The sequence below is a fragment of the Mycobacterium sp. 2-64 genome (assembly GCF_035918375.1).
In the GTDB taxonomy this organism is placed as follows: Bacteria; Actinomycetota; Actinomycetes; order Mycobacteriales; family Mycobacteriaceae; genus Mycobacterium; species Mycobacterium intracellulare.
In genome coordinates this window covers 111,077-132,778 of sequence record NZ_CP142361.1, presented here as the reverse complement: position 1 = coordinate 132,778, position 21,702 = coordinate 111,077, and the positions used below count along the sequence as shown (strand labels likewise).

Below are 21,702 nucleotides of genomic sequence, written 5' to 3'. Positions count from 1 at the left end.
GGGCCCGCGGGGCTAGCCATTGAGCGCTCCTTGATCGGGCGAGCCATGGAGTTCGCTTGACCTCTGCGCCAGCTCGAAGCTGTAGCGGATGTGCTCGTCATGGCCATCCGGGACGACCGGGAAGATCAGCGGCGCCTCCGCGTAGCGGATCGCGTCCAGATGGCTGCCGACGTCCTCGATCGTCCACGACGACCGGCACACGCCGGGGCTCTCCGCGACGACCGCCCGGGCCACGCGGCCCGCCAGCGCGATGTATATTTCCCCGGTCACCGAGCAGGATTCGTGCGCGAGCCAACCCACCACGGGCGCAACGAGTTCCGGTCCCATCGGCGGGTAGGCGGAGGTGTCGATGCCGTCCGCCATGCGCGTCAACGCCGCCGGCACGATCACGTTGCAGCGGACGCCCTCGGCGGCGCCCTCGAGCGCGGCGACATTGGACAACCCGATGACGCCCGCCTTGGCCGCCGCGTAGTTGGCCACGTCGCGGTTTCCGTACAGGCCGCCGATCGACGACGTCAGCACGATGCGGCCGTAGCCCGCCCCGCACATGAGCGGGAACGCCGGGCGCACCACGTTGAACGCGCCGCGCAGGTGCACGTCGAGCACGGCGTCGAAGTCCTCGTAGCTCATCTCCTTCAGCGAGCCGCGGCGGACGTTGCCGGCGTTGTGCGCCAGGATGTCGACGCGGCCATAGTGCTCGAGCGCGGTCGCGATGATCGCGTCGCCGCCCGCTGCGGTCGCGACCGAAGCGCTGCACGCGACGGCCTGTCCGCCGGCCGCGGTGATCTCGGCGACGACCCGCTCCGCCGGGCCGGCGTCGACCCCTTCGCCGTCGAGGCCGCCGCCGACGTCGTTGACGACCACCTTCGCCCCACGCGAGGCCAGCAGCTGCGCGTAGGCGCGACCCAACCCGCGGCCGGCCCCGGTCACCACGGCGACGCGGCCGTCGAATCGTAGTTGCTCTGCAGGGGTTTCGCTCAAGTGCCGAGCACCAACCCGTCCAGGTCGCCCTTGTCACGCCACACGCGCAGCAAGTCCTCGAACGCGTAAAAGCCGGGGCCGTACGGTTCGCCCAGGTGTGACCGGATGCCCTCTCCCCCGCCGCCGCCTTCGTTGTTGTAGTAGCCGGGCGTGCACTGGGCGTCGAACGCCGAGTTGTCGACGGCGGTTTCCCGGATCGTCGCGCACCACTGCTCCTGGGCGGCCGCGCTGGGCTCCACGGTGGTCGCGCCCCGCTTCAACGCCTCGGCGAGGATGTAGGCGATGTGCTCGCCCTGCAGCTCGTAGTTGGCGGCGATGTTGGCGGAGATGCCGACCTGGGTAAAACCGGTATAGAACTGGTTCGGGAAGCCGCGGCTGGTCATCCCGTGCAGCGTCTTGTAGCCGTCGCGCCAGTGGTCGAACAGCGACAGCCCGTCGCGGCCCTCGATCGTCTCCATGGAATAGCGGCGGCTGATCTCGGTGGTGATCTCGAAGCCGCTGGCATAGATGATGCAGTCGACCTCGTACTCGACGCCGCCCGCCACCAGCCCCTTTTCGGTGATCCGTTCCACCCCTTTGGAATCGGAGACGTCGACGAGGGTGACGTTGGGCCGGTTGAACATCGGCAGGTACTCGTCGTTGGACAGTGGCCGCTTGCACAGGAACCGGTAGTAGGGCTTGAGCGCCTCGGCGGTCTGCGCGTCCTCGACGATCACGTCGATGCGGCGGCGCAGCCGCTCCATCAGCTTGTAATCCTCTTCCTCGCGGATCGCCATGAACTGCTCGGGCGTCAGCGACGCGGGGTCGTCCAGCGCGAGCACCCGGGCCGCGGTGTTGCGCCCGAGTTCGGTCCAGAAGTCGCACACCAGGTCCGGCTGACCCAGCGCCATGCCCTCGAACGTCCAGGAGTGGAAGTTGCGTTGCCGTTCCCGCTGCCAGCCCGGCCGCAACGACTTCGCCCACTCCGGGTCGGTCGGCGCGTTGTTGCGTTCGTCGACGGTCGAAGGGGTGCGCTGAAAGACGTAGAGGTGCTGGGCGTCTCGGGCCAGGAACGGGACGATCTGGATCGCGGTGGCGCCGGTGCCGATGACGGCGACGCGCTTGTCGGCGAGCTTGTGCAGGTTGCCGCCGCTGTCGCCGCCGGTGTAGTCGTAGTCCCACCGCGACGAGTGGAACGCGTGGCCCTTGAAGTCCTTGATCCCAGGAATGCCGGGCAGTTTGGGCCGGTGGAAGGGGCCCGACGCCAGCACCACGAACCGGGCGCGGATGTCGTCGCCGCGGTTGGTGCCGATTCGCCAGCGCTTGATCTCCTCGTCCCAACGCAGATCGCGCACCTGGGTGGAGAAGATCGCCGAATCGTAGAGGCCGAAATGCTTGCCGATGTTGCGGCAGTGCTGGTAAATCTCGGCGCCGTCGGCGAACTTCTTCGACGGCATGAAATCGAGCTCTTCGAGAAGCGGGATGTAGCAGTAGGATTCGTTGTCGCACTGGATGCCCGGGTACCGGTTCCAGTACCAGACACCGCCGAAGTCGCCGCCGAGTTCGATCACGCGTACGTCGTCGACGCCCGCCTTCTTCAGGTGGGCCGCCGACAGCAATCCACCGAAGCCGCCACCGAGGACCGCGACGTCGATGTCCTCCGAAATCGGGTCGCGTGGCGCGGCCGGGGTGTAGGGATCGACCTCGTAGTACCCGGCGAAGTCGTCCTCCAGTTCGATGTACTGCTTGGAACCTTCCTTGCGCAGCCGCTTTTCGCGTTCCAGCCGGTACTTCTCGCGCAGCGCGGCGATGTCGACGTCGTCGGGCGTCTGGGTGGGCCCGCAGCTGTCCTGGTGCATGGTCATGCCGATGGTGACTCCTTGCGTGACAGTTCCTGGGGCTCACCGGTACCCATGTATCTCGACAATTGGTAGTGCAGGTTGACGGTGCTGCGTTCGCGGTACGGGTTGGGCTTGGTGCCGGCGAAGCCGAGTGACTTCATCCCCTGCTGCACGGCCGCCATGTTGGAGAAGTCCTGCGGTAGGACCGACCGCCAACGGGGATCCCCGACCGGGGTGTACTCCCACTCGGTCTGGGGCTCTTGGCCTTTCGGGTACAGCTCGAACACCGACACCTCGAAGATGCACTTGTCGGGGTTGTAGCTGGGGTGCGGTCGCGCGCCGTAACACAGCGCGCTGGTCAGGCCCTGTCCGATCTGGAAGTTCGGAAAGATCTGCCACGCGGTGCCGGCCTGCCCGAGGATGTCGGCGGGAATCGTCGGCCAGACGACGCCACGGGCCTCGTCGTCGCGGCGCGCCGATGCCAGCCAGTGCTCGAGGACCTTGTCGGCCGGCGTCCCCTCGGGCAACTCGTCGACGAGTCGCTTGGCCGCGTTCACCAGCGTCTGGGTGGTGGTGGCGTTGGTCTCCTCCATCGTGTACACCTGCATCTCCGCGGTGGACACCCGCGGGTCGGCGCCGATGCCGAGGCGGATCTTGGACTTGGTGGCCTCCATGTCCTCTGGGGCGTCGTAGCCGATGTTGCTGTGTCTGCCTTGGGCTTTCGCCCACCCCTTGAACTCGCCGAACTTGTTGAACTCGGGGTGCGTGGTGTAGACGTGGTAGGTCTCGTTGAACGCTTCCAGCGCGACCTTCCAGTTGCAGTCAAATTCAAGCCATTTGCGCCACTTGTAGCGCAAGTTCTCACACCCGAACGGGTCGAGGATCTTCGCGGCGGGGAACAGGTAATCGGCCAGCGGCTCGCAGTCGGGGTCCATGTTGATCCACAACCAGCCGCCCCAGGTGTCGACCCGAACCGGTCGAAGGTGGGTGTTGTCCGGGGTGAGCGCTCCCTGCCAGTCCTGTTGCTCGCGGATGCGCGTGCACGCCCCGTCCAAGCCATAGGTCCAGCCGTGAAAGCCGCAGACGAACGACTTTCGGGTGCGGGCACAGGCGTTCTTGGCGCCCTCGGGGGTGTCGATCAGCCGGCGGCCGCGGTGCATGCACACGTTGTGGTGCGCGTGAAATTCGTTGTGGCCGGTGCGCACCACGATGATCGAGTCGTCGAGGATGTCGTAGGTCAAATAGCTGCCCACCTCGGGTAGTTCCTCGACGCGGCCGACCTGCTGCCAGACCCGCCGCCACAGCTTGTCGCGCTCGGCGCGGGCGTAGTCCTCGGAGATGTATGCCTCGACGCCGATCGTCATCGGGGACGAGAGTTCCTCGGCCCCGGCGGAATTCGTGCCCTTGGCGAGATCGGTCATCACATCCTCCTAATGGCCGCGCGGAAGGATTCGTCACGCAAGAAGAGCGACGTGTTGTCGGCGCCGAGATGGCTCCATTTGAGGTCCAGGCCGCCGTCGACCAACAGCGTCTGGCCGGTGATATAGCTCGACATCTCCGAGAGCAGAAACAGGATGGCGCCGGCCTGCTCCTCGGGCCGGCCCCGCCGTCCCATGGCGATCGCCTGCCGATCCCGTTCGGGGTCCTCGTCGACGTAGGTGCGCGAGGCCGCCGTCTCGGTGACGCCGGGCGCGACGGCGTTGACCCGGATTCCGGCCTGCGCCAACTCGAGGGCCATCGTGCGGGTCATCGCGGTGATCGCGGCCTTGGCGGTCCCGTAGGCGATGTGAAACGGCGCGGTGTTCATGCCGCTGATCGACGAGATCGACACGATGGACCCCGGCAATCTTTGCGCGACGAGCTCGGCCGCCACGGCCTGGCTCATGAAGAACGCCGTCTCGAGGTTGTCGGCGAAGATCTTGCGCCAGTCGCCGCGGGTCACGCGCGTCGACGGCATCCACGTCGACGGCTCGGCGCCGCCGGCGACATTGACCAGCCCGTACAAGCTTCCGTCGGCGCGGCGCGCGTGGTCCATCACCGCGGCGATGCCCTCGTCGGTGGACGCGTCGGCCGTGACGGGCACCACGGCCAGGCCGTGGGCGGCGGCCAGCGGGGCGATGTGCTCGTCGAGGTTTTCCTTCGATCGGCTCACCGCGATCACGGTGGCCCCGGCCCGGGCGGTCATGGCTGTGACGGTGGTGCCGATGCCGCCTCCGCCGGCGCCGGCGACCACCACGACGCGACCATCAAGCTTCAGGTGCCCGAATTGATCGTCCATGACCTGCTTTCGGCCGCCGACGGCGCCGTCCCGCGCCGGCCGCGACATTCGCTACCAGTTTGTCCGGACAAAATATGGCATTCTGTCCCTGGGAGAACACTATTCCGACCGGCGGACTTCGCTGTCAAGATCGAGCCGGGACACCATAGTGGCTATTGTCTGGACTAGGAGGAATTGATAACGTCCAGCCCAACCGGCTGACGGAAGGACCTCGACGAGCATGTCCATTTCAAGGGCCCTCTCAACGCAGCCGACGCGGTACGTAGTCCCGGACGCGATCGACGTCGCTCCGGGCTGGGAACTCGACCGGTTGACCGCGCCCAGCCGGCTGTTCGGGGCCAACGGGCTGCGCACCGGCCCGGACGGCCGCATCTACATCGCGCAGGTGACCGGCAGTCAGATCAGCGCGCTGGACCACCGCACCGGGGAACTGGTGACCGCCAGCCCCAAGGGCGGCGACATCGTGGCACCCGACGACGTCGCGTTCGATCCCCGCGGCAACCTGTACGCGACCGAGGTGATGGACGGCCGGGTCAGCGTGCGCGAGACCAGCGGCCGGACGCGGGTGCTGCGCGACGACGTCCCGTCGGCCAACGGCATCACGTTTTATGACGGCCGGTTGTTCATCGGTGAATGCCGGGAGGGCGGGCGGCTGCTCGAATTCGACCTGTCGGGCGGCCCGCCACGGGTGCTCTTGGAGAACGTGCCCTCACCGAACGCGATGGAGGTCGGTCCCGACGGCCTGCTGTACTTCCCGGTGATGGGCGCCAACGAAATCTGGCGCGTCGACCCCGACGGCGGCGAGCCACACTGTGTCGCAAAAGATCTCGGCGTGCCCGACTCGGTGAAGTTCGACGCCCGGGGCTACCTCGTCTCCACCCAGGTGGCCAGCGGGCAGGTGCTGCGCATCGATCCCCGCAGCGGCGAACGTCGCCTGCTCGCCCAGCTGAATCCGGGGCTGGACAACTGCACCTTCGTCGGCGACCGGCTGTTCGTCTCCAACTTCAGTGGCGAGATCACCGAGATATCGCCCGACGGCGCAACGACATCGGTGTTGCCGGGCGGACTCAACTGGCCGCTGGACCTGGCCGTGGGCCAGGACGGGCAGCTCTACATCGCCGACGGCACGTACTTCTATGTCGCCCTGCCCGACGGGTCCCTGCAGACCGCGGGAATGTTGTTCAGCCCCGGCTATCCCGGGTTCCTGCGCGGCCTCGCCGCCGGCGGGCCCGGCGAGTTCGTCGTCACGACCTCGGGCGGCCAGGTCGCCCGTTACCGGCCCGAAGCCGGCGAAACCGAGGTGCTGGCCGACGGTTTCGACCAGCTCTACGGTGTCGCGGTGACTCCAGGCGGTGTGGTGGTTGCGGAGTTGGGGACCGGGCGGGTGTTGTCGCTGCGGTCCGGAGGTGTCGACGTGCTGGCGACCGATCTGCGCGAGCCGGTCGGGGTCGCGATCGACGCCGACGGAGCCCCGCTGGTGGCGGAGGCGGGCGCGGGCCGGGTGGTCCGGCCGGCCGGGTCGCGGGCCGACACCGTCGTGGCCGATCTGCAACGGCCGCAGGGCATATTGGTCCGCGACCGTGTGCTCTACGTGGTCGATGCCGGCGCCAAGGAACTGATCGCCTTCGACCTCGCCGGCCACGGACGCCGGACGATCGCGTCCGGGCTGCCGGTCGGTCCCCCGCCGGGCGTGACTGCCAAGCCACTGCGCGGCATGCCGCCGTTTTCGGGGCCACAGGGTCCGTTCGCCGGCATCACGGCCGCGGCCGATGGGACGCTGTACATCTCGGCCGACGGCGAGGGCAGCGTGCTCGCCCTGCGCCCCACGGGCCACTGATGTCCCAGGCCATCGCGGGCGACCACCGCTACCTGCAGATCGCCCGCACGCTGCGCAAGGAGATCGTCGACGGGGTCTACCCGGTGGGGTCGCAGCTGCCGACCGAGCACCAACTGTGTGAGCGCTTCGCGGTGAGCCGCTACACCGTTCGCGAAGCGTTGCGCCGGCTCCGCGAGGACAACCTGGTCGCCTCCCGGCCGCGGGCGGGCACCCGGGTGGTACCCCGCCCGGCGTCGAGTTCCTATGCCCAGGACGCGATGTCGATCGACGACCTGCTCGCGTTCGCCGCCGGCGCGCAGCTGACCATCGAATCCAACGCGATGGTGACGATCGACGACGACCTCGCCGCCCGGACCGGACTCGAGCCCGGCACCCAGTGGCTCTCGGTGCGTGGCTACCGGCAGGCCGACGGCGCGTCGGTGCCGATGTGCCGGACGGAGTACTACATCAGCCGCAGTTTCGCCGCGGTGGGCAGGCTGCTGCAACGCCATGCCGGCCCTATCTTCCCGTTGATCGAGGATCTTTTCGGCGTGAGCGTCGCCCAGTTGCACCAGGAGATCGCGGCCGTCCTGCTCTCCCCGGAACTGGCCGACGGCCTCGGCGTGGACGCGGGAACGGCCGCACTGCAGATGCGGCGCACCTACACGACCTCCGACGGCGAGGTGGCCCAGGTGACGATCAACACCCACCTGTCGTCGAGGTTTCGGTATGCGATGACCATGCGTCGCGTCACCGGTCAGGCCGGCTGAGTTGCTCGCCCGGGCCCGCCACGACGCGGCGCATGCGTCAGAGGCCTACCGGCGCGGACTGTGGGTGCACACCACGCTCGCCGATTCCCTGCGCGCGGCCGCGCAGACGTCGCCGCACCGAACGGTGTTGGTGGACAAGGATGTTCGGCTGGACTGCGCCACACTGCACGCGCAGGCCGGCGCGCTGGCCGCGGCGATGCTGGCGCGCATGCCCACCGGCAGCGTCGTGTCCTTCATGCTGCCGAACTGGCATGAGACCGCCGTCATCTATCTGGCCGCGACGCTGGCCGGCATGGTGGTGAACCCGATCCTTCCGTCGCTGCGCGACCACGATCTGCGCTTCATTCTCGAAGACGCCGGCACCGCAATGCTATTCGTCCCGCACCGATTCGGCGGCCACGACTACGGGGCGATGCTCGAACGGGTGACGGCCGCGATGGACAACGCGCCCGAGGTCGTTGTGCTGCGCGAAACTGGGCACGCCGGTCCGCACACCCCCTATCCGGACCTGCTCGACCATGCGCCGGACCCCGCGACGCTTCCGGCGCTCGATCCCGACGCCGCGCGGATGATCCTGTACACCTCGGGGACCACCAGCCGCCCGAAAGGCGTCCTGCACACCCACAATTCGCTGCACGCCCTGATCCGCCAGCTCCGCGAGCACTGGAGCATCGAGCCCGGCGACACGTTCCTGGTCCCGTCGCCGGTCGCCCATATCGGCGGCTCGATCTATGCCTTCGAATGCCCGCTGCTGCTGGGCACCACCGCGGTGCTGATGGACCGGTGGGATCCGGCGCAGGCGGTCGCGCTGATGAACGCCGAACGGTGCACCCATATGGCGGGGGCCACGCCGTTTCTGCAGCAGCTGCTGTCCGCCGCCGAAGGCCTCGGCACCCGCCTGCCCGACCTGAAGGTGTTCATCTGCGGCGGCGCGTCCGTATCGCCGTCGCTGATCCGGCGCGCCGCAGACTATTTCGACCGCGCGGTGGTCACCCGGGTGTACGGCTGCACCGAGGTGCCCGTCGCGACCGTCGGCGCGCCCCGGCCCGACGAAGCCGACAGCGCCGCGGATACCGACGGCAGGGCCGGCATCGCCGAGATCAAGCTCGTCCCCCACGGTGCCGCACCCGCCGGTGACGGCGAAATCTACCTGCGCGGGCCGCAGATGCTGCTGGGCTACCGCCATCCCGAAGACGATTCCTTCGATGTCGATGGGTTTTTCCGCACCGGGGATCTCGGGCGCTGGGTCTCGACCGGTTCCGGAGACCGGTACCTCGTCGTGACGGGACGGGCCAAGGACGTCATCATCCGCAGCGGCGAGAACATCTCGGCCAAGGAGGTCGAGGACCTGCTCGCCGACCATCCCGGCATCGCCGAGATCGCTGTGGTCGGGCTGCCCGACGAGCGCACCGGGGAGCGGGCCTGCGCGGTGATCGTCCCCGCGGGCGCGCAGCGCCCGGACGTCGCGAGTTTGCTTGCGCTGCTGGTGAGCAAGGGCGTCGCCAAATTCAAGGCGCCAGAACAGGTCGTGATCTGGGATGCCTTGCCGAAGAACGACGCGGGCAAGGTGCTCAAGCATCGGATCCGGGCGGCGCTCACGCGGGTGGAGACTAAGGATGGGTGAGATGCAGGTCGCAATCGTCACGGGCGCAAGCAGCGGCATCGGCCTGGGCTGCGCCACCAAACTCGCCGAGATGGGCATGGCGGTCCTGGGCACGGGCCGCGACCAGGACCGGCTGGCCGAACTGCACACGGCCATCGGCGATCCGGATCGCGTTGCCACACTTGCCGTCGACCTGACCGACGACGACGCGCCGCGACGCATCGTGGACCTCGCCGTGCAGCGATGGGGCCACATCGACTTCCTGATCAACAACGCCGGAGTCGGCAGCCCCAAGCCGCTGCACGAAACCGACGACGAAACCCTGGACTACTTCCTGGGTTTGATGCTACGGGCACCGTTTCGGCTCGCGCGTGACGTGCTGCCCCACATGGGACCCGGCTCGGCGATCATCAACGTGACATCGACGTTCGCGGTCGTCGGCGGCCTGCGGGGCGGGGCCTACTCCGCGGCCAAGGGCGGGCTGACCGCGCTGACCACCCACATCGCCTGCCAGTACGGCGCGTCCGGCATCCGTTGCAACGCTGTCGCGCCGGGCGTCACGGTCACACCGATGGTCGAGAAGCGCTTGCAGGACGAGCGATTCCGCAAGATCAACACCGAGATGACGCCGCACCCGCGGTTGGGCCGCGTCGACGACATCGCCAGCACGGTCGCGTTCTTGTGCTCGCCGGGCGGAAGTTTCATCAACGGCCAGACGATCGTGGTCGACGGCGGATGGAGTTCGACGAAGTATCTGTCGGAGTTCGCCTTGTCCTCGCGGTGGACGGAGCGGTGAACCTGTTCGCGATGCTCGATCAGGCCGCGAGCCGGCACCCCCACCGCGGCGCGGTGTATCACGGCACCCGGCGCCTGTACACCTGGATCGAGCTGCGCGACAGGGCCTTACGCCTGGCCGCGTCGATCCGAAAACAGCACGCGGCCGGTGCCCGCCTCGCGATCGCGACCCACAACCGTCCCGAGATCATCGAGTTGATGTTCGCGATCTGGGCCGCCGAGTGCGTCGTCGTCCCCATCAACTACAAGCTGCATCCGCGCGAGATGGCCGAGATCCTCGACGACGCGGGCGCGGCGCGGGTGTTCGCCTCCACGGCGATTGCGGGCGAACTGGCGCCGATCACCACGACGCCGATGGAAACCTTTGACTCGCAGGACTACTCGCGGCGGCTCACCGTCGCCCCGTCGGCGAAGCCGCGCACCGATCCGTCGGCGCTCGCCTGGCTGTTCTACACCAGCGGGACCACCGGCCGATCGAAGGGCGCGATGCTGTCGCACCGCAACCTGACCGCGATGACCGTGGCCCACCTCGCCGACATCGACGACCCGGACGAACGGTGCAGCCTCCTGCACGCGGCGCCCATGTCGCACGGCTCGGGGCTCTACGTCCTGCCGTACGTGCTGCGCGCCGCCCGCCAGGTGGTGCCCGCCTCGGGCGCATTCGACCCCGACGAGTTCCTCGATCTGTGCGAGCATCACCCCGGCGGCAGCGCGTTTCTCGCCCCGACGATGGTGCAGCGCCTGGTGGGCACGGGCCGCGCCCGCCCGGCCAACCTGAAGTCGATCGTCTACGGCGGCGGCCCGATGTATGTCGAAAGCCTGCGCAAGGCGATTGCGGCGTTCGGCCCGATCTTCGCCCAGATCTACGGGCAGGGCGAGTCACCGATGACCATCACCGGGCTGCGCCGCAGCGACCACGAATCCGGCGACGACGCCGTCCTGGGATCGGTCGGCTATGCGCGGTCCGGGATGGACGTCGCGGTGCTGCGCGCCGGCGGCGACCCGGCGCCCGTCGACGAGATCGGCGAAATCGTCTGCCGCGGCGACGCGGTCATGTCCGGCTACTGGCGCAACCCCGATGCCACCCGCGCCACGCTCAAAGAGGGCTGGTTGTACACCGGCGACATGGGCTCGTTCGACGCGCGCGGTTTCCTCACGCTGCGCGATCGGTCGAAGGACGTCGTCATCAGCGGCGGCAGCAACATCTACCCGCGCGAGGTCGAGGAGGTCCTGCTCGAGCACCCCGCGGTCGCGGAGGCGTGCGTGGTCGGCGCCCCCGACGCCGAGTGGGGCGAGGTGGTGGTCGCATTCGTCGTCGGCAGAGGCGATCCCGTCGACCCCGCGGCGCTCGACGCGCACCTGCTGACGCGCATCGCCCGGTTCAAACGTCCCAAGCGCTACGAATTCGTCGACGAGCTACCAAAAAACAGCTACGGCAAGGTGCTCAAGCGGGAGCTGCGGGCCCGGCTGGCGCCGCCGCGGGAATGCCATGAGACATCAGGGAGGTCGCAATGAAGTGTCGCGCCGCTGTGATCCGCGGGGTCGGCCAGGACTGGGAGATCCGCGAGATCGAGCTGGATCCGCCCCGCGGCGGTGAAGTCCTGGTGCGCATGGCCGTTGCCGGGATCTGCCACTCCGACGATCATCTGTTCACCGGCGATGTGGTGCCGACCCCCGAGGCGCTGGCCGCGAGCGGCCAGCCGGCGCCGGACTGGTTCCCGCTGCTCGGCGGTCACGAGGGAGCCGGCGTCGTCGAAGAAGTCGGGCCCGGCGTGACCTCGGTGCGGCCGGGAGACCACGTGGCGCTCTCCTTCATCCCCGCGTGCGGCAGCTGCCGGTTCTGTGTCAACGGCCAAAGCTACATCTGCGACATCGGCGCAAGCCTGTTTGTGCGGGAGATGCCCACCGACGGCACCTGCCGGCGCCACCTCGGTGACGAAAACCTGTTGGCCTACGGGCAACTCGGCACGTTCGCCGAATACGCGGTGCTATCGGAACGCTCCGTCATCAAGATCGACGACGCGATCCCGTTCCATGCCGCCTCGCTGGTGTCGTGCGGGGTGAGCACCGGCTGGGGTTCCGCGACGATCTCGGCGGGCACCGAACCCGGCGACACCGTCGTCGTCATCGGCGCGGGCGGCGTCGGGATGAACGCCCTGCAAGGCGCGCGCGCCGTGGGCGCCAAATACGTCGTCGCGGTGGATCCTGTTGAGTCCAAGCGCGATTCGGCCAAGGTCTTCGGCGCCACACACACCGCCGCCTCCGCCGAGGAGGCGATACCTCTGGTCAAAGAGATCACCGCCGGCCTGATGGCCGACCGCGTCGTCGTCTGCCCGGGCGTGGTGCACGTGGACCTGCTTCCGTTGGCGATGGCGCTGCTTCGCAAAGGCGGGATCTGCGTGCTCACCGGCATCACCCCGTTCACCGAACCCCCGGTCCCGTTGGTCCTGCAGGAGATGACGCTGTCGGCCAAACAGCTCAGGGGCGCGCTCTACGGCGGCATGAATCCGCGCACCAGCGTGCCGATGCTGCTGTCGTTGTATCAGGCGGGCGCGGTGAAACTCGACGAGTTGGTCACCCGCCACTACCGGCTCGACCAGATCAACGAGGCGTTCGTGGATCTGCGCGAGGGCCGCAACATTCGCGGCGTCATCGATTTCGCGGGTGCGTGACTTCGAAGTGCCTGCGGATGCCGGCCAGCATCTCGGCGTGCGCCTTGACCGCCTCGCGGACGGTCACCCCGGCCAGGAGCCGCGGCGCGGAGATCCGGATGCGCTCGGTGACCCGGGTGCCGCCGTCGTCGGGCACGAAACTCACCGTGCCGCGTAACCGCACCCCGGGTGACTGGGCGGCCTCCGTCAGCACGTCACCGGCGGCCGGCACTCGCAGCCGGGCCTGATATGCGGTGCGGATGGTCAACGGCCCCAAGGGGATTCGATCGACCACCCGATAGCTCTGCTGGTAGCCCTCCGGGGTTTCGCCGCGGGACAACGTTTCCACGGACACGATCAGCGGGTGCACGAGCCTGATGTTGTCCAGGTCCACGTAGAAGCCGCGCACCGCATCGGGCGGCGCGGGCACGCGCTCGGACAGCGTCCGGTCGGCGTGCACGAAAAGCAGCGACCGGGCCCGCGCATGTAACGCCACGGCGACATTCTGCCGGTTTTTCCGCCGCAGCGTTACGCTCGGCGCAATGCCAGGAGCGCAGGAGCGGAGGCGCGATGGGCGACGCGGCGGAAGGTCAAGCGGTCGAGCGCTACCTGCAATGCCTGACCGATCACGACTGGGACGGACTGGCCGGCACCCTCGCCGAGGACGGCCTGACCCGGGAGGGTCCGTTCTGCGACGTCGTCGAGGGCAAGGCGCACTACGTCGCCTACCTGCGCAAGGTATGCACCGCTCTGCAGGGCCACCGGTTGCAGGTGCGGCGGATCTCGCACGTCGACGCCCGAACCTCCTACGCCGAGCTGTCCGAGACGTTCGAGATCGATGGCGTCGCGACCACGTGGCCCGAATGCATCCTCTTCGAGCGGGACGACGACGGATTGATCGTTCACGTCAGCGTGTTCTTCAAGCAGCGCCAGGCCGGCGCCGCCACGTAGCGGTCTATTCCCTCGCTTGCGGAATTGACCTAACGTGTCATGGATGGAGGCAGATGGAACTCCGGAGTCGGTGCCGGTCGAGAAATTGCACTCGGGCGACCCGATCACCGATTGTGGTCAGCGGTACATAGTTCTCGAATCGAAGGCGCTCAGCGACTGCGTGGTCCTCGAGCTCGAATCCCGGGTGGATCACCAACTGCAGGTCATCGAGAAATCGTTCCCCACCGGCTACCAGGTCGGCAGGGCGAACCACCGAATTTTATAGCCGACGAATTCTCGGCGGAACAACTGCGCGAGTAGCCGTTCGACGGCTACCGCGCATTCGTGTTTTCGGGCCGTGCCAAACAGCCTGTGCCACTTAGCTCTTCGGTGGCCGGATGTCGTTGGGGTTGTTCGGGTCGGGGTCACCGAACCAGCGTGAGGGCTCGTGCTCGCCGTACGCGTCGTGCCAGTCCCACCACTCGTAGGGAGCGGTCTGCGGATAGCCCTCCGGCGAATCCTCCCAGGTTTCCTGGCGTCCGAGCGCGGTCATGTCCAGGAAGCTCCAGGTGGTCCCCAGCGCCTCGTCGCCCCGGTTGTTGATGAAGTAGGTGCGAAACACCCGATCGCCGTCACGGATGAAGGCGTTGGTGCCGTGCCATTCGTCCACGCCGAAATCCGCGTCGAAGCCGTCGGTGATCGTGTACCAGGGCATCTTCCAGTCCATCCGCTCCTTCAGGCGCGCGATGTCGGCCTGCGGCGCGCGTGAGGCGAACACCAGCGTGGTGTCGCGGGCGTTCAGGTGGGCCAGGTTGCCGACGTGGTCGGCCATCATCGAGCAGCCCCGGCAACCGCGCTCGGGCCAGCCGTCGATGTCGGGCCCGTAGAACGCGCGGTAGACGATGAGTTGGCGCCTGCCGCCGAACAGACCCGCCAGGTTGACCGTGCCCTCGGGTCCCTCGAACCGGTAGTCGGAGTCCACCTCCATCCAGGGCATCCGGCGCCGCCGGGCCGCGAGCGCGTCACGGGCCCGGGTGAGCTTCTTCTCCTCTTCCAGCAGCTCTCGATGCGCGCTCGCCCACTCCTGGGCCGTCACGATCGGGGGTGTGTTCATCGTTGTGCGCCTTTCGAACTCGGGTGTTTTCAGGTCAGCGGCGCGAGGCCGGCGGAGGTGAGCAGGTAGGCGTCGTGGTCCGGACCGGCGGCGGCGATCTCGAGCACCGACTTGCCCACCTGTTCGGCGGTGAGCGCGGGCCCGGCGGCCTGTAAGAAGGTGTCGACGTCGACGCCTTGGCGCTCGGCGTAGGCGGCGACGGCGGCCGCGCCCAGGCCGGTGGCCGGGGTCAACCGCGGCAGCACGGCGGTGAAGCCGATCCCGAGCCCGGCGCGTTGCGATTCGAGGGCGGCATAGCCGGCGAGGAACCGTACGGTCGCCTTGGCGCCCGCGTAGCCACCGGACAGCGGTGATCCGGCCAGGGCGGCGCCGCTGGACATCACGATCACCGAGCTGCCCGGCGCCAGCGGGCGCCGCAGCGCGTCACGAACCCAGTGAAACGCCTGCGCGACGTCGGAGTTCCAGTTGTCGCTGAACGACTCCCAGGTCTGATCCTGCAGCGGCGCCATCCGCGGCGCCGCCCCGGCGCACAGCACCAGGGTGCGCGGCCGGTGCCGGTCGATGAGCCGGCCGGGAGTCGCCGGATCGGCGGCGTCGGCCACCACCGGGGTGAAGGTGTCGCCTAGTTGGGCGCGCACCTCCTCGAGCTGCGATCGGGTGCGCGCGACGCCGACGACCTCGGCGCCGGCGGTCGCCAACGCGGTGGCGATCGCGCGGCCGAAGCCGCGGCCGGCCCCGGTCACGATCGCGGTGCTGCCGGCGAACCCGTCGGCGCCGGGGTTTGGGGTCTGGTTCATGTCGTGCTCGCTTCCTCGCGTGGACTGCGGCCGTGCCGCGACTTCACTAATTGAGATACGGCGGGGCGGCCGAATTCATCGCTGCCGGCCGATGAATTTCGGCGGCCGGATGTCTCTACAGGAGTAGGTTCACCACGCGGCCGAGAGGAGAGGGCATTGCCGGCGCAGGAGGAGTTCGTCGAGCGGGCGGCGCCGTTTCGTGCCGAGCTGATCGCGCATTGCTACCGCATGCTGGGCTCGGTGCACGACGCCGAAGACCTCGTGCAGGAGACGTATTTGCGGGGCTGGCGGGGCTATCAGGCCTTCGAGGAACGCGCGGCGTTGAAGACCTGGCTGTACCGGATCGCGACGACGGCCTGTCTGCGCGCGCTGGAAAACCGCGCCCGCCGCGTGCTGCCGGCCGGGCTGGGCGAGGGCTCGATGGACCCGGACGCCGACCTCGGTGCGGCGGGCGCGCACGCGTGGCTCGAACCCATCCCGGACGACATGATGTTCAAGAGCCCCGAGGAGGACTTCACCGCGAAGCAGAGCGTGCGGCTGGCCGTGATGACCGCCCTGCAGGAGCTTCCGGCGCGCCAGCGCGCGGTGCTGATCCTGCGCGACGTCGTGCAGTTCAGCGCCGCCGAGGTCGCCGAGCTTCTGGAGACCACGCCGGCCGCGGTCAACAGTTCGCTACAGCGCGCCCGGGCCCACCTCGCCGAGCTGTCCCCCAGCGAGGAACAGATGGCCGAGCCGGGCGACGCCCGGCGGCGCGAACTGCTCGACCGGTATTGCGCGGCATTCGAAAACGCGGACATGGCGGCGCTGACCGCGCTGCTGCAGGCGGACGTCAAACTCGAAATGCCGCCCCTCCCAGTGTGGTTCGCCGGCCGGGACACGGTGCTGAAGTTCCTTGCCGAGCGTGCCGTGGCGCAGCCCGGCGATATCGCGATGGTTCCGACCGCCGCGAACGCGCAACCCGCCGTCGCCGAGTACCGCCGCGCCGCCGATCACGTGTTGCGGGCCCATTCGATCCACGTCTTGACCCCCGGTCGCGACGGGATCGCCGGCATCACCGTCTTTCTCGACCCCGACTTGTTCAGCGCGTTTGGTTTGTCTGCAACCCGGTAATGTTTGTCCCAGGGACGTGATCGCAGCCCTTGCCATCTTGGGAAGCCCGACCTGCATCGACCCGCATCGTCATCGATGTCGTCGGACGGTTTACCTTCCCGCCCCACGTGTGGACAGGTCCTTCACACGCCAGGATCATTAGGCGCGGGAGACGTAGTTGAAGGGTGACGAGTGAAGATTCCCGGCGTTTCCGACGTCGTCGCCGGTGTGGCCGGCGGAGCCGCGCAGGTGGTGCGGGCAGGCGTGTCGACTGCGGCGGGGGCCGCCGGCGCGCTGCAGACGTTGGCCGGCCCGGTCGCCGAGCTCGCGGGCCCCGTCCTGCAATCGGTGGTTCAAACCACGGGCCGGGCAATCGGTGCGGACACGTCCACCGACAACGCCGCCGCCCCGATCACGCCGCCGGTGCGCTGGCACAGCGGGCAACGCGTGCACCTGGACCTGGACCCGTTGCTGCCGTTCCCCCGCTGGGGCGAGTACGCGCCCGCCGTCGAGGAGCCGGTGCGCCGAATCCCGGGCGTGGCCGAGGCGCACGTCGAGGGTGCGTTGGGCCGGTTGGTGGTTGAACTGTCCGACGGCACGGACCACGACGCCGTCTTGGACGAGGTGCGCTCGACCGTCGCATCCATCGCCGCCGACATCACTTGGTCGAAGTCGGAGGCGGCGACGCCGTCCGCGCCCTTCGCCGACCCGGGCAACCCCCTGGCGATTCTGGTGCCTCTCACCGCGGCGGCACTGGATCTGATCGCGATGGGCGCCGCGGTGACCGGATGGGTGACCCGGCTGCCCGCGGCGCCGCAGACCACCCGGGCCGCGGCCGCACTCATCAACCATCAACCGCGCATGGTCTCGATCCTCGAGGAGCGGCTGGGCCGGGTGGGCACCGACATCGCGCTGGCCGCCACGACGGCCGCCGCCCATGGCCTGACGCAGTCGTTCGGCACGCCGATGCTCGACCTGACCCAGCGCACCCTGCAGGTCTCCGAGGCGGCGGCGCACCGCCGGGTGTGGCGGGACCGGGAACCCCACCTGGCCTCGCCGCAACGGCCACAGGCCCCGGTGGTCCCGGTCATCTCGTCCGCCAAGTCGGAGGTGCCCCGGCACAGCTGGGCGGCCGCGGCGGCCGGCGAGGCTTCGCACGTCGTGGTCGGGGGAACCATCGACGCGGCGATGGACAAGGCGAAGGGCTCGATGGCCGGGCCGGTGGAGAGCTACGTCGATTCCGCGGCGAACGGCTCGCTGATCGCCGCGGTCAGCGCGCTGGTGGCCGGCGGCGGCACCGACGACGCGGCCGCGGCCATCGAAGCCGGGGTGCCGCGGGCCGCGCACATGGGCCGACAGGCGTTCGCGGCGATTTTGGGCCGCGGGCTCGCCAATTCCGGACAGCTGGTTCTCGACCCGGGCGCGCTGCGCCGCCTGGATCGGGTGAAGGTGGTCGTCATCGACGGCGCCGCCCTGCGCGGCGACCATCGCGCGGTCCTGCGGGTCCGCGGCGACGCGCCCGGCTGGGACGACGACCGGGTCTACGAGGTCGCCGACGCCCTGCTGCACGGCGAACAGGCGCCCGAGCCCGACCCGGACGAGTTGCCGGCGACCGGTGCACGACTGAAATGGGTTCGCAATCAAGGGCCTTCGGCCACGCCCGCGCAGGGCCTGGAAAGCGCCGACCTGATCGTCGACGGCGAATGCGTCGGGAGCGTCGACGTGGGCTGGGAGGTCGACCCGTACGCGATCCCGCTGTTCCAGACCGCGCACCGCACCGGCGCGCGGGTGGTGCTCCGCCACGTCGCGGGGACCGAAGACCTGACCGCCAGCGTCGGCGCGACGCACCCGCCCGGCACCCCGCTGTTGAACGTGGTCCGCGAGCTGCGGGCCGATCGCGGACCGGTGCTGCTGATCACCGCGCTGCACCGCGACTTCGCGTCGACCGACACCCTGGCCGCGCTCGCGATCGCCGATGTCGGTGTGGCGCTTGATGATCCGCGCGCCGCCACGGCGTGGACCGCGGACATCATCACCGGTACCGACCTGGCCGACGCGGTGCGGATCCTCTCGGCGATTCCGGTGGCCCGATCGGCCAGCGAGTCGGCGGTGCACCTGGCCCAGGGCGGCACCACGCTGGCCGGGCTGCTGCTGGTCACCGGTGAGCAGGAGAAGACCACCAACCCGGTGAGCTTTCGGCGCTGGCTCAACCCGGTCAACGCCGCGGCGGCCACGGCCCTGGTGGCCGGAACGTTCTCGGCCACCCGGGTGCTGCGGCTGCCCGACCCGACCCCCCAACCGCTGACCGCCTGGCACGCACTGGATCCCGAGATCGTCTATTCGCGGCTCGCCGGCGGCGCGCGGCCGCTGGCCGTCGAGACCGAACCCTCGTGGCGGCGCCGTCTCGACGACCTGTCCTACAGCCCGGGCCTGGCGCCCCTGCGCAAGCCGCTGCACAACATGGCCCGGCTGGCGTCGGCGACCCGGACCGAGCTCGCCGATCCGCTGACCCCGATCCTGGCCGTCGGGGCGGCCGCGTCGGCGATCGTCGGCAGCAACATCGACGCGCTGCTGGTCGCGGGAGTCATGACCGTCAACGCGATAACCGGTGGGGCGCAACGTCTGCGGGCCGAATCCGCGGCCGCCGAGCTGTTCGCCGAGCAGGACCAGATGGTGCGCCGGGTGGTCGTCCCCGCGGTCGCAACGACGCGCCGCCGGCTCGAGGCGGCCAAGCACGCCACCCGCACGGCGACGGTGTCCGCGAAGTCGCTGCGGCCCGGCGACGTCATCGATCTGGCCGCCCCCGAGGTGGTGCCGGCCGACGCCCGCCTGTTGGTGGCCGAGGACCTCGAGGTCGACGAGTCCCTGCTCACCGGCGAGTCGCTGCCGGTGGACAAGCAGGTGGACCCCGTCGCCGTCAACGACCCCGACCGGGCCAGCATGCTCTTCGAGGGCAGCACCATCGTGGCCGGCCACGCCCGGGCGATCGTGGTGGCCACCGGCGTCGGGACCGCCGCGCACCGCGCGATTTCGGCGGTCGCCGACGTCGAGACGGCGGCCGGAATCCAGGCGCGGCTGCGGGAACTCACCAGCAAGGTGCTGCCGCTGACGCTGGCCGGAGGTGCGACGGTGTCGGCGTTGGCGCTGCTGCGCCGCGCCCCGCTGCGCCAGGCGGTGGCCGACGGCGTCGCGATCGCGGTGGCCGCCGTGCCGGAGGGGCTGCCCCTGGTGGCCACCCTCTCCCAGCTCTCGGCCGCCCAGCGGCTGACGGCCCGCGGCGCGCTGGTCCGCGCGCCGCGCACCATCGAAGCGCTGGGCCGCGTCGACACCATCTGTTTCGACAAGACCGGCACGCTCACCGAGAACCGGCTACGCGTGGTGTGCGCCGTGCCGGTCGGGGTCGACCCGCACGACCCGCTGCCCCAACTGACCGATCCGCAATCGGCGGGGCTGCTGCGGGCCGCCGCGCGGGCGTCCGCCCAGCCGCAGGACGGCCAGGGCCATGCCCACGCCACCGACGAGGCTATCCTCACCGCCGCGAATTCGCTGAACGGCCATGGCGATTCGGACTGGACGATGATCGCCGAGGTGCCCTTCGAGTCCAGTCGCGGCTTCGCCGCCGCGATCGGCGCGCTGGGTAGCTCCAACGGGCATCCCGCCGACGCGCCGGTGCTGATCCTCAAGGGCGCGCCCGAGGTCATCCTGCCGCGCTGCCGGTTCGCCGACCCGCAGGCCGACCAGGAACGGGCCGAGGGCGTCGTCCGCGGTCTCGCCGAACAGGGCCTGCGGGTGCTCGCGGTGGCGCAGCGCGGTTGGAAGCACGAGACCGACGACGACGACACCGACGCCGACGCCGTGGACGCCGCGGCCGAGGACCTCGAGCTGCTCGGCTACGTGGGCTTGGCGGACACCGCCCGGGCGTCGGCGCGCCCGTTGATCGAGGCGCTCACCGACGCCGACCGCGACGTCGTGCTGATCACCGGCGACCACCCCATCACCGCGCGGGCGATCGCCCGGCAGCTGGGCCTGCCCGCGGACGCGCGGGTGATCACCGGCGCCGAACTCGCCGGGCTCGACGAGGACGCGTGCTCCAAGATGGTCGCCGACGTGCAGGTCTTCGCCCGCGTCAGCCCGGAGCAGAAGGTGCAGATCGTGGCCGCGCTGCAGCGCTGCGGGCGGGTGACCGCGATGGTCGGCGACGGCGCCAACGACGCCGCGGCGATCCGGATGGCCGACGTGGGGATCGGGGTGAGCGGGCGGGGTTCGTCGGCCGCCCGCGGCGCCGCGGACATCGTCTTGACCGACGAGGATCTGGGCGTGCTGATGGACGCCCTGGTCGAGGGCCGCAGCATGTGGGCGGGCGTCCGGGACGCCGTGACGATTCTGGTCGGCGGCAACGTCGGTGAAGTGCTGTTCACCATCATCGGCACCGCCTTCGGCGCCGGCCGTGCACCGGTGGGCACCCGCCAGCTGCTGCTGGTCAACCTGCTCACCGACATGTTCCCCGCGCTCGCGGTGGCGGTCACGTCGCAATACGTCGAGCCCGACGAAGCCGAGTACGCGTCGCCCGAGGAGGCCGAGGAGGCGCGCCGGCAGCACCGGCGCGCGGTGCTGACCGGGCCCACGCCTTCCCTCGACGCGCCGCTGATGCGCCAGATCGTCACCCGCGGCGCGGTGACCGCGGCCGGGGCGACGGCGGCCTGGGCCATCGGGCGCTGGACGCCGGGCACCGAACGCCGCACGGCGACAATGGGTTTGACCGCCCTGGTGACGACGCAGCTGGCGCAGACGCTGCTGACCCGCCGGCACAGCCCGCTGGTGATCGCGACCGCGCTGGGCAGCGCCGGTGTGCTGGTCGGCATCGTGCAGACCCCGGTGCTCAGCCAGTTCTTCGGCTGCACGCCCCTGGGTCCGGTCGCCTGGTCGGGGGTGCTGGGTTCCACCGCGGGCGCCACCGTGATCTCGGCGCTGGCGCCCAACTGGCTGGCCAAGCAGGTCGCCGCGTTGGAGCCCGCCGAGGAGTGATCGCGCGGTCCGGCGACGGCGAGCGCCGTGGAG

17 protein-coding genes are annotated in these 21,702 nt (G+C 69.7%); 10 read left to right on the top strand and 7 right to left on the bottom strand.

Features of this window, described 5'->3' with window-relative positions:
• Nucleotides 1–12: 12 nt before the first annotated feature.
• From QGN31_RS00595 to QGN31_RS00580, 4 genes are read right to left on the bottom strand one after another with little or no spacing between them, the layout of a single operon-like run.
• Entirely contained in the window at nucleotides 13–981 is a 969-nt protein-coding gene (locus tag QGN31_RS00595) for an SDR family NAD(P)-dependent oxidoreductase (RefSeq protein ID WP_014943161.1), read from the bottom strand.
• Complete coding sequence (locus QGN31_RS00590) at nucleotides 978–2,825, bottom strand: flavin-containing monooxygenase (RefSeq protein ID WP_014943162.1); 1,848 nt, start codon at nucleotides 2,823–2,825, stop codon at nucleotides 978–980. The genes QGN31_RS00595 and QGN31_RS00590 overlap by 4 nt, the downstream gene beginning before the upstream one ends.
• A complete protein-coding gene (locus QGN31_RS00585; RefSeq protein ID WP_041785319.1) occupies nucleotides 2,822–4,222 on the bottom strand; it encodes an aromatic ring-hydroxylating oxygenase subunit alpha in 1,401 nt (466 codons plus the stop codon). The genes QGN31_RS00590 and QGN31_RS00585 overlap by 4 nt, the downstream gene beginning before the upstream one ends.
• Nucleotides 4,222–5,079, bottom strand: coding sequence for an SDR family NAD(P)-dependent oxidoreductase (locus QGN31_RS00580; RefSeq protein WP_043955892.1), 858 nt, complete (start codon nucleotides 5,077–5,079; stop codon nucleotides 4,222–4,224). Before QGN31_RS00580 ends, QGN31_RS00585 begins: the two co-directional genes overlap by 1 nt.
• 220 nt (nucleotides 5,080–5,299) lie before the next feature.
• Between QGN31_RS00580 and QGN31_RS00575 the strand changes: the two genes are divergently transcribed.
• Genes QGN31_RS00575 through QGN31_RS00550 form a run of 6 tightly spaced genes read left to right on the top strand, consistent with a single transcriptional unit; the run spans nucleotide 5,300 to nucleotide 12,735 of the window.
• Nucleotides 5,300–6,916 (top strand): SMP-30/gluconolactonase/LRE family protein, encoded by a 1,617-nt coding sequence (locus QGN31_RS00575; protein ID WP_014943164.1) that lies wholly within the window; start codon nucleotides 5,300–5,302, stop codon nucleotides 6,914–6,916.
• Complete coding sequence (locus QGN31_RS00570; RefSeq protein WP_008262192.1) at nucleotides 6,916–7,665, top strand: GntR family transcriptional regulator; 750 nt, start codon at nucleotides 6,916–6,918, stop codon at nucleotides 7,663–7,665. The genes QGN31_RS00575 and QGN31_RS00570 overlap by 1 nt, the downstream gene beginning before the upstream one ends.
• Before the next feature lies 1 nt (nucleotide 7,666).
• On the top strand, nucleotides 7,667–9,289 hold the full coding sequence (locus QGN31_RS00565; RefSeq protein WP_014943165.1) for an AMP-binding protein: 1,623 nt from the start codon (nucleotides 7,667–7,669) through the stop codon (nucleotides 9,287–9,289).
• A complete protein-coding gene (locus QGN31_RS00560) occupies nucleotides 9,282–10,064 on the top strand; it encodes an SDR family NAD(P)-dependent oxidoreductase (RefSeq protein ID WP_009957131.1) in 783 nt (260 codons plus the stop codon). The genes QGN31_RS00565 and QGN31_RS00560 overlap by 8 nt, the downstream gene beginning before the upstream one ends.
• Nucleotides 10,049–11,578, top strand: coding sequence for an acyl-CoA synthetase (locus tag QGN31_RS00555; protein ID WP_014943166.1), 1,530 nt, complete (start codon nucleotides 10,049–10,051; stop codon nucleotides 11,576–11,578). The genes QGN31_RS00560 and QGN31_RS00555 overlap by 16 nt, the downstream gene beginning before the upstream one ends.
• A 14-nt stretch (nucleotides 11,579–11,592) precedes the next feature.
• Nucleotides 11,593–12,735 (top strand): NDMA-dependent alcohol dehydrogenase, encoded by a 1,143-nt coding sequence (locus QGN31_RS00550; protein ID WP_014943167.1) that lies wholly within the window; start codon nucleotides 11,593–11,595, stop codon nucleotides 12,733–12,735.
• Here QGN31_RS00550 and QGN31_RS00545 read toward each other — a convergent pair.
• Nucleotides 12,713–13,210 (bottom strand): SRPBCC family protein, encoded by a 498-nt coding sequence (locus QGN31_RS00545; protein WP_014943168.1) that lies wholly within the window; start codon nucleotides 13,208–13,210, stop codon nucleotides 12,713–12,715. The two genes, QGN31_RS00550 and QGN31_RS00545, sit on opposite strands and share 23 nt — an antisense overlap.
• 74 nt (nucleotides 13,211–13,284) lie before the next feature.
• Between QGN31_RS00545 and QGN31_RS00540 the strand changes: the two genes are divergently transcribed.
• Nucleotides 13,285–13,665 carry a nuclear transport factor 2 family protein gene (locus QGN31_RS00540; RefSeq protein WP_009957136.1) on the top strand — a complete coding sequence of 127 codons (381 nt, stop codon included), beginning with the start codon at nucleotides 13,285–13,287 and terminating at the stop codon, nucleotides 13,663–13,665.
• Between the two features lie 43 nt (nucleotides 13,666–13,708).
• Nucleotides 13,709–13,930, top strand: coding sequence for a hypothetical protein (locus tag QGN31_RS00535; protein ID WP_009957137.1), 222 nt, complete (start codon nucleotides 13,709–13,711; stop codon nucleotides 13,928–13,930).
• A 93-nt stretch (nucleotides 13,931–14,023) separates the two neighbouring features.
• Here QGN31_RS00535 and QGN31_RS00530 read toward each other — a convergent pair whose 3' ends face one another.
• Both QGN31_RS00530 and QGN31_RS00525 read right to left on the bottom strand, forming a co-directional pair.
• Nucleotides 14,024–14,758: a DUF899 domain-containing protein gene (locus tag QGN31_RS00530; RefSeq protein WP_009957139.1), complete on the bottom strand. Its 735-nt coding sequence runs from the start codon at nucleotides 14,756–14,758 to the stop codon at nucleotides 14,024–14,026.
• A 29-nt stretch (nucleotides 14,759–14,787) separates the two neighbouring features.
• Complete coding sequence (locus tag QGN31_RS00525; RefSeq protein ID WP_014943169.1) at nucleotides 14,788–15,555, bottom strand: SDR family oxidoreductase; 768 nt, start codon at nucleotides 15,553–15,555, stop codon at nucleotides 14,788–14,790.
• Between the two features lie 156 nt (nucleotides 15,556–15,711).
• On the opposite strand from QGN31_RS00525, the gene QGN31_RS00520 reads away from it, so the two are divergent.
• Nucleotides 15,712–16,665 carry a sigma-70 family RNA polymerase sigma factor gene (locus tag QGN31_RS00520; protein ID WP_014386099.1) on the top strand — a complete coding sequence of 318 codons (954 nt, stop codon included), beginning with the start codon at nucleotides 15,712–15,714 and terminating at the stop codon, nucleotides 16,663–16,665.
• A gap of 171 nt (nucleotides 16,666–16,836) precedes the next feature.
• Nucleotides 16,837–21,669: a cation-translocating P-type ATPase gene (locus QGN31_RS00515; protein WP_014381517.1), complete on the top strand. Its 4,833-nt coding sequence runs from the start codon at nucleotides 16,837–16,839 to the stop codon at nucleotides 21,667–21,669.
• Nucleotides 21,670–21,702 lie beyond the last annotated feature (33 nt).

Excerpts from the sequence above, each read along its gene's own strand:
- QGN31_RS00590 (WP_014943162.1), bottom strand. The coding sequence starts at position 2,825 with ATGACCATGCACCAGGACAGCTGCGGGCCCACCCAGACGCCCGACGAC.
- QGN31_RS00585 (WP_041785319.1), bottom strand. The coding sequence starts at position 4,222 with ATGACCGATCTCGCCAAGGGCACGAATTCCGCCGGGGCCGAGGAACTC.
- QGN31_RS00580 (WP_043955892.1), bottom strand. The coding sequence starts at position 5,079 with ATGGACGATCAATTCGGGCACCTGAAGCTTGATGGTCGCGTCGTGGTG.
- QGN31_RS00575 (WP_014943164.1), top strand. The coding sequence starts at position 5,300 with ATGTCCATTTCAAGGGCCCTCTCAACGCAGCCGACGCGGTACGTAGTC.
- QGN31_RS00570 (WP_008262192.1), top strand. The coding sequence starts at position 6,916 with ATGTCCCAGGCCATCGCGGGCGACCACCGCTACCTGCAGATCGCCCGC.
- QGN31_RS00560 (WP_009957131.1), top strand. The coding sequence starts at position 9,282 with ATGGGTGAGATGCAGGTCGCAATCGTCACGGGCGCAAGCAGCGGCATC.
- QGN31_RS00540 (WP_009957136.1), top strand. The coding sequence starts at position 13,285 with ATGGGCGACGCGGCGGAAGGTCAAGCGGTCGAGCGCTACCTGCAATGC.
- QGN31_RS00535 (WP_009957137.1), top strand. The coding sequence starts at position 13,709 with ATGGAGGCAGATGGAACTCCGGAGTCGGTGCCGGTCGAGAAATTGCAC.
- QGN31_RS00530 (WP_009957139.1), bottom strand. The coding sequence starts at position 14,758 with ATGAACACACCCCCGATCGTGACGGCCCAGGAGTGGGCGAGCGCGCAT.
- QGN31_RS00525 (WP_014943169.1), bottom strand. The coding sequence starts at position 15,555 with ATGAACCAGACCCCAAACCCCGGCGCCGACGGGTTCGCCGGCAGCACC.